Source organism: Actinomyces sp. 565, assembly GCF_010365615.1.
Lineage (GTDB): Bacteria > Actinomycetota > Actinomycetes > Actinomycetales > Actinomycetaceae > Actinomyces.
The window spans coordinates 93,341-102,642 of sequence record NZ_PIZD01000011.1 but is presented as its reverse complement, the minus strand read 5'-3'; the positions used below and the strand labels follow the sequence as shown (position 1 = coordinate 102,642).

Here is a 9,302-nt window from a genome sequence, read left to right as displayed (position 1 = left end):
CCCGCCGCGAGCGGCAGCAGCGGGCTGCCGCCGCCCGCGCGGAGCAGGCCCGCAAGGCGCGGCTGGCAACGGCTGCGCAGGTGCGGGACCAGGCCCGCACCGCCGCGGAGACCGGCCGCACCTGGGTGGAGCAGGCGCAGGGGGAGCGCGCCCGTATCGAGGCCGAACGCGCCGGCGCCGCGGCGGCGGTCGCCGATGTCCGCAGGCAACTGGACGCCCTGGCTGCTGAAATGTCCGCGCTGTCCGACGCCGCCCACCGCGACGAGATCGCCCGTGCCGAGCAGAGCATGCGGCTGGAGAATCTGGCCGAGCGCGCCATGAATGAGCTGGGCCTGGAACTGGACCCCTTGGTGGAGGAGTACGGGCCCCACATGCTCGTGCCGGACGCGGAGGCGGAAGCCGCCGCGGCCGAAGCCGCTGCCGATCGGGACGGGGCCGCCGACGCGGCCGACGTTGAGGAGCAGTCTCAGGGCGCGCAGATGGAATCTGCCGCGCACCCGACCGGCCGGCCCTATGTGCGTGCCGAGCAGGAGAAGCGCCTGGCGCGGGCGAACCGGGACTTGGCGCGCTTGGGCAAGGTCAACCCGCTGGCCCTGGAGGAGCACGCGGCCCTGGAGGAGCGCCACCGCTTCCTGGCCGAGCAGCTCGCCGACCTCAAGCAGTCCCGCGCCGACCTAATGCGCATCGTCGAAGACGTGGATCAGCGCGTGCAGGAGGTGTTCACCCAGGCCTACGCGGACACCGCCCGCGAGTTCGCGATCGTCTTCGACCGGCTCTTCCCCGGCGGCGAGGGGCGCCTGGTACTAACCGACCCCGACGACATGCTCACCACTGGCATCGACATTGAGGCCCGGCCCGCGGGCAAGAAGGTCAAGCGCCTGTCCCTGCTGTCCGGCGGGGAGCGCTCGCTGGCCGCGGTGGCGCTGCTGGTGGCGATCTTCCGTGCCCGCCCCTCTCCGTTTTACGTCATGGATGAGGTGGAGGCGGCCCTGGACGACACCAACCTGGGGCGGCTGCTGGACATCTTCACCGAGCTGCGGGCCTCCAGCCAGCTGATCATCATCACCCACCAGAAGCGCACCATGGAGATCGCCGACGCCCTGTACGGCATCACCATGCGTGACGGCGTCACCCAGGCGGTCTCCCAGCGGCTCTCATCCGCCACCCAGTGAGGCATTGGAGCATAGCGGGCGAACTGTGATGAACACGGCGCTGTCTGGTGGGCGACACGGCGCCCCCTGCTCGGTGGAGCCGTGACCAACGGAAGGCACAATTATGCCCATGGGTTCCATGATCCTTCCCCTCGTCGTCGTCCTAGTCGCCGCTCTGATCGTGCTCGGCCTGGTCGTCGCCGAGCGCTACCCGGTCGACACCTGGCGCGACCGGCTGCGCGACCTGGTCGGGGTGGCCAGGGAGAAGGAGGAGCACGTAACCGTGGTGCCGCAGGAGGCTCGGCTGGAGGACCTGATGACCCGGGACGACTCCGCCGTCTACGTCGGCACGGATTCCTTCTCCGGACTGGTGGACGTCGTGGAGAAGGCTATGGACACCGCCGAGTCCAAGGCCGCCGAGGTGCGTCGCAGCAAGGACGCCGCTGTGGCCCGACGCGCCCGGGAGACTGCTGCACAGCACTAACCGCCCTGTCGGCCCCCGGCGTGGGGCGTCCACACTTGCCCGCCCCCGTGGGCGATCAGGCATGATGGGTCCATGGATCCCTTGCTGATCGTCCTCATAGTCGTCATCGTGCTCGCCGTGGCCGGCGGAATCTGGTTCTACGCGGGCCGCAACCGTGGCGGTGAGGTGCCGCCGGAGGTCAGCGCTCACAAGCCCACCAGCGCCGACGACGTCCTGCTCGCCCCGCCGCAGGAGCAGACCGTCGAGGCCGAGGCCCGTCCCGGCCCGGCCCCGGCGGAAGCGGCACTCGAGCCCGTGGTGGCGGGCACGCAGGCCACCCTGGAGCGCCCCGAGTCCATTCCCGGACGCATGCAGCGACTGCGCTCGCGCCTGGCCGGCGCCGGCGGCTTCGGCCGGGCCATCCTCGCAGTCCTGTCCCGCGGGGACCTCACCGAGGCCGACTGGGAGGAGATCGAGGACACGCTGCTGACCTCCGACCTGGGACTCGAGGTCACTACGTCCCTCATGGATGAGTTGCGCACCCAGGCCAAGGTGCTGGACACCTCCGATCCCGCCGCCATCCGCGCCGTGCTGCGCCAGGAGCTGCTGAAGCTGGTAGGCCCCGGCATGGACCGCTCCCTGAACCTGGACAAGCCCGCCCCTGCCGAGGGCTGGAACGGCGCCGACGGCGAGCCGGCCGCCGCCGTGCTCATGGTCGGCGTCAACGGCACCGGCAAGACCACAACCTGCGGCAAGCTGGCCCGTGTGCTCGTTGCGGAGGACAAGAGCGTCGTCATGGGCGCCGCCGACACCTTCCGTGCCGCCGCCGCCGATCAGTTGACCACCTGGGGTGAGCGGGTCGGCGTCGAGGTCGTCCGCTCCGAGCGGGAGGGGGCCGATCCCGCCTCGGTCGCCTATGACGCCACCCGCGCGGCCGCCCGCGACGGCGCGGACGTGGTGGTGGTAGACACCGCCGGGCGCCTGCAGAACAAGGCCGGGCTCATGGATGAGCTGGGCAAGATCAAGCGGGTCATGGAGAAGGTCGCACCCGTGGGGGAGGTGCTGCTGGTGCTGGACGCCACCACCGGGCAGAACGGCATGCGCCAGGCGCAGGTATTCTCCGAGGCCGTCGGCATCACCGGCATCGTGCTGACCAAGCTGGACGGCACCGCCAAGGGCGGCATCGTGGTCACTGTGCAGAAGGAGCTGGGCGTGCCCGTCAAGCTGGTCGGCCTGGGTGAGGGTGCTGACGACTTGGCCCCCTTCGACCCGGAGGGCTTCGTAGACGCCCTGCTCGGCTGACCGCCTGCCGCGCGTTCGCGGTGCCTGCGGCCTCCTGTACGCCTGCACTGTGCGTGAGGGCCCGCACGTCCCCTAGGGTGGGACGGCGCGGGCCCTCGCCGCTATCCTGAAGCGTGCGCCGCGTTGCGCCGACCGGCTGGCGACGCGCACATCAGCCAGACCCTCCAACCACCTGCGCCATCGCGCCAAGGAAGGACACCGCGTGTTCGGCAACCTCTCCGACCGGCTCACCGCCTCGTTCAACTCGCTGCGCGGCAAGGGCCGCCTGAGCGAAGCGGACGTTGACGCCACCGTCTCCGAGATCCGCCGCGCCCTCCTCGAGGCTGACGTCGCCCTGCCGGTGGTGCGCTCCTTCACTGCCGCCGTGCGCGAGAAGGCCAAGGATGCCGCCCGCTCGCAGGCCCTGAACCCGGCCCAGCAGGTCGTGCGCATCGTCAACGACGAGCTCATCGAGGTCCTGGGCGGTGAGTCCCGGGAGCTGAACTGGGCCGACCGCGGTCCCACCATCATCATGCTGGCCGGTCTGCAGGGTGCCGGTAAGACCACACTGGCGGGCAAGCTCGGCCGCTGGCTCAAGCAGGAGCACAAGCGCACCCTCCTGGTCGCCTCTGACCTGCAGCGCCCCAACGCCGTCACCCAGCTCAGCGTGGTGGCCGAGCGCGCCGGGGTGGACGTATGGGCCCCTGAGCCGGGCAATGGCGTGGGCGACCCGGTTGCGGTGGCCCGCAGCGGCGTCGAGCAGGGGCGGGCGCACGGCTACGACGTCGTCGTCATCGACACCGCCGGCCGCCTGGGTGTGGACGCGGAGATGATGGATCAGGCCATCCGCATCCGCGACGCGGTGTCCCCTAACGAGATCCTGTTCGTGCTGGATGCCATGGTCGGTCAGGACGCCGTCAACACCTCCGTGGCCTTCCGCGACGGCGTGGGTTTCACCGGCGTGGTGCTGTCCAAGCTCGACGGCGACGCCCGCGGTGGTGCCGCCCTGTCTGTGCGCGGGGTCACCGGTGCGCCAGTGCTGTTCTCCTCCACCGGCGAGGGGCTGGACGACTTCGAGCGCTTCCACGCCGACCGCATGGCCTCCCGCATCCTGGACATGGGTGACCTGCTCACCCTGATCGAGCAGGCCGAACGCGCCTTCGATGAGAAGGAGGCCGAGGACGCCGCGGCGAAGCTCGCCTCCGGCACCTTCACCCTGGACGACTTCCTGTCCCAGCTGCGCCAGCTCCGCAAGATGGGATCGATGAAGAAGCTGCTGGGCATGATGCCCGGCATGGGGCAGATGCGCGAGGCCCTGGAGAACTTCGACGAGCGGGAGGTCGACCGCATCGAGGCGATCGTCTGCTCCATGACCCCGGCCGAGCGCCGCGACCTGTCCATTCTCAACGGCTCGCGCCGCTCCCGCATCGCCAAGGGCTCCGGCACCACCGTGCAGGCCGTTAACGAGCTGGTCAACCGCTTCGAGGCCGCCAAGAAGATGATGGAGGCCATGGCCGCAGGCGGCCCGAGTGCGCTGGGCGGTCCCGGTGGCATGCCCGGCATGGGCTCGCTGCCGTCAATGGGCAAGCGTTCGAAGGCCCGCCAGGCGCCGAAGGGCAAGAAGCGCAAGGGTGGCAAGAAGGGGCGCTCCGGCAACCCCGCCAAGGCCGCTCGGCAGGCTCGGGAGGCGGCCGCCGCCCGAGCCCAAAAGGACGTCACCGAATCACCCGCACCCGCACCGGCGGGCTCCGCCTTTGGCCTGGGCCAGTCCGCCGCCGCGGCGCCCAGCTACGGCATCATGCCGGGACAGGGAGCGGCAACCGCGGCGCAGTCGCAGCCGCAGCCGGGCGAAGACGAGGTTGCCGATGCCATGGCCGCCCTGCCGGAGGACCTGCGCCGTCACCTGGGCCTGGGCTGAGGAGCACCGACCTGATCGCGGAGCCCCAGCTCTTGCCGGGCACGTCGGTGACTTCCCCGGTCGCCTCTGTGGGGCTCACTGTGCGGGCATGTAGGCGACAACATCGGAGCCCACGAGGACGAGGATTAGATCATCGCTCATTCGCGCCAGGCCCCGATTCCCGCGGCTAGCCCGTGAGCGCTCCGGGACCAGGGCCTGTCCCGACTCGGTGTCGAGCACTACGGCCCACGCGCTCACCACTGGTCGTGAGCGGATCAACAGGCTGCCTCCATCGGCGGTCAGCATTGACAGGACCTGGTAGGAGGCGCCTTGGAGATAATCATCCATGAGCACACCATCGGGCAGGTCGATCTCGTTGTCGTTCAATATGCATGCAGAGGTGCTTCGGCACTGCAGGATCACATCCGCCCACTCGAAGTCTCCGTCGCGGTAGGCCGCGCGCAGCTGCGCGAGCATTGGCAACCCATCATTGGCGAGCACCACAGTGGGAGGCTCGTTGATGACGGGGAAGGGCTCGCCCTCCTGCCCGCTGGAGGTAATCAGGGTGGCTTGATCCCTGGAGTCGGACAGGCGCAACCAGCCGTCGCGCGCCGGAATGAATACGGAGGGGACCTCGGCGCTTGATGAACTGGCGGGCCAGTTGCCGTGAAGCGAGCCGTCCGCCAGAGACAGCAGGGCGTGGGCACGGGTGCTTCTGGACTCGATGTTCACCTGGGCCAGCAGCAATCCGTCTTCGGTGTTGCCGCCGGGACCGTAGCCGGGGATCGGATAGACCGAGTCCTCCTCGTAGCTCCGCTCCCACCGTTGCGAGGGGGCGCCGCCATTCCAGTCCCAGGCGGAGCACGTGGTGTCTCTGGCTGCGCCATATGCGCTGCGGCAGACTACGGCCACTTCTTCCGCGACGGAGGTGACGTTGCCGCTTTTCCCGGCCCAGGGAGCTTGTGTCAGGTCGCCGGTAGACGGGTCGAGCAGCAGGCGTCTGGCCACCAAGTATCCGCCCCACCACTGGCTGTAATCGTCAAAATACAGCCGGCTGATGTCTTCTCCGTCGTAGTCGTCGCCGGACCTGGTCCAAAGCTGCACGGGACCCGCGTCGGTGAGGCGGTAGCCGGTGACCTGCGCGGGCGTGTCCAGGTATCGGTTGGAGGCGATCACCAGGCAGTCTCCGGCGGAGAACGCCCACCAACTGGGAGTGTTGCGCAGTTCGCCCCGACCGCTGTCCAGGCGCCACTTTTCCGCCCAGCCGGTTGGGAGTGCGGGAGTGTCTAAGACGGTCGTCGTCGAGCAGCCGGTTTGTGCGGGCGGCTCCACCACGGGGTTTACGGTGCGTACCGTTGGGGATGCGGAGCCAGCAGAGATGCTGGTGTCATCCGTGAGTCCGAGTCGCCCTGAGAGGGCGCTGGCGCAGATGATTACCAGGACGGCGGCTGTAACTGCGGTGAGTGCTCGGCGCATCCCGACGTCCTTCGGACCTTGTGGCTTGCGTTTGCCCGAGCCGCGTGGCGACCCGCTTCCGAATGCCCGCGATGGGCCGAGCGGCCTGCGCGGCTGCGTGTTGCCAGGACGCGGCAGGTTGCTGGTCGAAGCTTTCGGCGGCGCTGAACGGGAGGACGCGCCGTTGGCGGTGGAGGGCCGCACGGGACTGGAGCCGATCAGCTCACGCGGTGGCCGGATGGAGGAGGGGGCCCCGGGTGGCTGGATGCTGCGACGGGAGAACAGGCTCATGCCCCGAACATTACGGTACGGTCAACCGGGGTGGTGTGCAGTCTCGGAATTGAAAACCTGGGAGGGTCGTGTCCAATTCTCGTGCACGGGTCATCCGCCGTCGCCGCCTGGGGTACTCTCACACTCGCCCCGCCATCCCCGACGGACGGAATCAAGCGTGTCCGCTGCACTTACCGAGGCCCTGTCCGGCTTCGAGAGCTTTGTCTCCGGCAACATCCTGGTCTGGATACTTCTAGGTACCGGCCTGTACCTGACCATAAGCACTCGCGCAGTCCAGCTGCGCCTGTTCTTGCGCGCCGTGCGTCTGGTCGCGCACTCCCGCCACCAGCGCGGCTCCCTGTCCAGCTTCCAGGCCTTCGTGATCGGCCTGGGCGGGCGCGTGGGCACCGGCAATATCGCCGGCGTGGCCCTGGCCGTGACCCTTGGCGGCCCCGGCGCCCTGCTGTGGATGTGGGTGGTGGCGATTCTCGGTATGGCCACCAGCTTCGCCGAGTCGACCCTCGCCCAGGTCTTCAAGGTCCGCAATGCCGACGGCATCTTCCGCGGTGGGCCCGCCTACTACATGCAGCGGGGCATCGGCCGTGGCGCCCTGGGCCGGGGTATGGGCATCGCGTTCGCCGTGATGCTGGTGTTCTCCTACGGGCTCATCTTCCCCATGGTGCAGTCCAACACCATCGCCCTGACCCTGGCCGAGGCCCACGGCGTGAGCACCTCAGTCACGGCTGTCGTGCTGATGGTGCTCACCGCGCCGATCCTCCTGGCTGGCATGCGCGTAGTGGCCAAGGTGACTGAGTGGCTAGTCCCGCTGATGGCCCTGGCCTACCTGGTGGTGGTGCTGGTGGTCATCATCGTCTCGATCGACCGGGTTCCCGGTGTGTTCGCCGACATCTTCGCCGGAGCCTTCAACCTGCGCTCGGGGCTGGCCGGAACCGGCGGAGGCATCTTTGCCACCTTCCTCAACGGCACCAAGCGGGGACTGTTCTCCAACGAGGCCGGCCAGGGCTCCTCCCCGAACGGTGCCGCCACCGCCGACGTCGCCCATCCCGTCACCCAGGGCCTGATCCAGGCGCTGGGCGTTTGCGTGGACACCCTGCTGATCTGCACGGCCACGGGGCTCACGATCCTGCTGGCCTCCCCGTCCGTCTATACCCCCGGGATACAGCCCCAGTGGGCCAAGACCACCCTCGTCCAGCATGCGCTGGCCGACGCCGTGCCCGGCAACTGGGTCATCTGGTTCATGAGCTTCGTGGTGCTCACCTTCGCCTACTCCTCGGTCCTGGGGTACTCGGCCTTCGCCGAGATCAATGTCAGCTACCTCGGCGGTGGGCGAGGGGCGGGCGTCGCACTGCGGCTGGCCATGACCGTCGCCACCGGTCTGGGCGCACTCGCCGCACTGGAACTGGCCTGGGTGCTGGCCGACGTCGCCCTGGCGCTGATGACGATCCTGAACCTGGTCGCCGTGCTGTGGCTGTCGCGGTGGGTACTGGCCGCGCTCAAGGACTACGACGCGCAGCTGCGCACGGGAGTCGCCGAGCCGGTGTTCGTCGCTCCCGGGAACCCGCTGCTGCCCGGTGAGCTGGACGGCGACGTGTGGACCGCGGACCGGGCCGTCCTGCGCCAGGAGAGCCTCCACGAAGAGATTTGAGCGCGAGCCCGCTTCCGGCGGGGCAGTAAGGCGCCGCCGGGGCAGGGCATGGCGGGGCGGTGCGGGCGCTGTGGGCGATATCGCACGTAATCCGTGCAGCGCAGGCGGCATGCGGCTGGCACACGGCGGCGTTGCTCTGGCAGAATGCACGGCTGTACTCGACCGTTCCCGGTCCCTCTCCCGGTGCGATCGCGTCTCGCCTTAACCGGCCTCCGCTGCTGTAACCCCACCGGGAGTCGGCATGGGCCAAACCATCGAGAACCAGGAGTTTCACCCAAGTGGCAGTTAAGATTCGCCTCAAGCGCCTCGGCAAGAAGTTCGCCCCCTTCTACCGGGTGGTCGTCGTCGATTCCCGCAAGAAGCGCGATGGTCGTGTCATCGAGGAGATCGGCGTTTACGACCCGATGCAGGAGCCCTCGCTCATTCGCATCGACTCCGAGCGGGCCCAGTACTGGCTCGGCGTAGGCGCGCAGCCCTCCGACGCCGTCTTCAACCTGCTCAAGATCACCGGCGACTACCACACCTTCAAGGGTCTCAAGGGAGTCAAGCCCCGCCTGAAGGTCAAGGACGCCGAGGCCGATGCCGCCGCGAAGCAGGCTGCCGTCAAGGCCGTTGCCGACGATGCCGAGAAGCGCAAGGCTGACGCCGCCGCCAAGCAGGCTGAGGCACAGGCGGCCGCCGCCGAGGAGACGGCCGAGGCCCCGGCCGAGGAGGCCTGACGTGCTCGCCGACGCACTCGAACACCTCGTGCGCGGCATCGTCGACAACCCCGACGACGTCACCGTCACGGCCCGGACGCTGCGACGCGGCGACCTGCTCGAGGTACGGGTCAACCCCGACGACCTCGGCCGCGTGATCGGCCGGTCGGGACGCACTGCGCGCGCCCTGCGCACCGTAGTCGGCGCCCTGGCGGACTCGCCGGTACGTGTGGACGTCGTTGACACGGACCGCCGCTGACGTCGGCGCGAAGTTCTACTAGTGCCGCCGCCCGCATCCCACCTTGGGGTGCGGGCGGCGGCACTGTTGCACGACCCTGGGCGGCACTGCACGACCTTGGTGTGTGTTGCACGACCCCGGGGTGGTCGTGGAACGTGCACCAAGGTCGTGGAACGCGGCCTG

8 protein-coding genes are annotated in these 9,302 nt (G+C 69.3%); 7 read left to right on the top strand and 1 reads right to left on the bottom strand.

What is annotated here, in order from left to right; genetic code table 11:
• From GZ997_RS02410 to ffh, 4 genes are all read left to right on the top strand, one after another.
• Positions 1-1,172, top strand: a 1,172-nt coding sequence (locus tag GZ997_RS02410; RefSeq protein WP_238994186.1) for an AAA family ATPase, incomplete at its 5' end; no start/stop codon positions are given.
• 109 nt (positions 1,173-1,281) lie between these two features.
• On the top strand, positions 1,282-1,635 hold the full coding sequence (locus GZ997_RS02405) for a hypothetical protein (RefSeq protein ID WP_161924409.1): 354 nt from the start codon (positions 1,282-1,284) through the stop codon (positions 1,633-1,635).
• A 72-nt stretch (positions 1,636-1,707) separates the two neighbouring features.
• Entirely contained in the window at positions 1,708-2,916 is a 1,209-nt protein-coding gene (gene ftsY / locus GZ997_RS02400) for a signal recognition particle-docking protein FtsY (RefSeq protein ID WP_162678690.1), read from the top strand.
• A 202-nt stretch (positions 2,917-3,118) separates the two neighbouring features.
• Positions 3,119-4,813, top strand: coding sequence for a signal recognition particle protein (gene ffh / locus GZ997_RS02395; RefSeq protein ID WP_161924407.1), 1,695 nt, complete (start codon positions 3,119-3,121; stop codon positions 4,811-4,813).
• A 75-nt stretch (positions 4,814-4,888) separates the two neighbouring features.
• Here the strand turns inward: ffh and GZ997_RS02390 are convergent, their stop codons facing one another.
• The gene (locus tag GZ997_RS02390; RefSeq protein ID WP_161924406.1) at positions 4,889-6,268 is read right to left on the bottom strand and encodes a hypothetical protein; all 1,380 of its coding nucleotides are present in this window, start codon (positions 6,266-6,268) and stop codon (positions 4,889-4,891) included.
• Between the two features lie 427 nt (positions 6,269-6,695).
• Here GZ997_RS02390 and GZ997_RS02385 point away from each other — a divergent pair, with 427 nt between their 5' ends.
• From GZ997_RS02385 to GZ997_RS02375, 3 genes are all read left to right on the top strand, one after another.
• Positions 6,696-8,183 (top strand): alanine/glycine:cation symporter family protein, encoded by a 1,488-nt coding sequence (locus GZ997_RS02385; protein ID WP_308807149.1) that lies wholly within the window; start codon positions 6,696-6,698, stop codon positions 8,181-8,183.
• Between the two features lie 278 nt (positions 8,184-8,461).
• Positions 8,462-8,902, top strand: a complete 441-nt coding sequence (rpsP, locus tag GZ997_RS02380) for a 30S ribosomal protein S16 (protein WP_161924405.1) — start codon at positions 8,462-8,464, stop codon at positions 8,900-8,902.
• A gap of 1 nt (position 8,903) precedes the next feature.
• Positions 8,904-9,140, top strand: coding sequence for an RNA-binding protein (locus tag GZ997_RS02375; protein ID WP_108967793.1), 237 nt, complete (start codon positions 8,904-8,906; stop codon positions 9,138-9,140).
• Positions 9,141-9,302 lie beyond the last annotated feature (162 nt).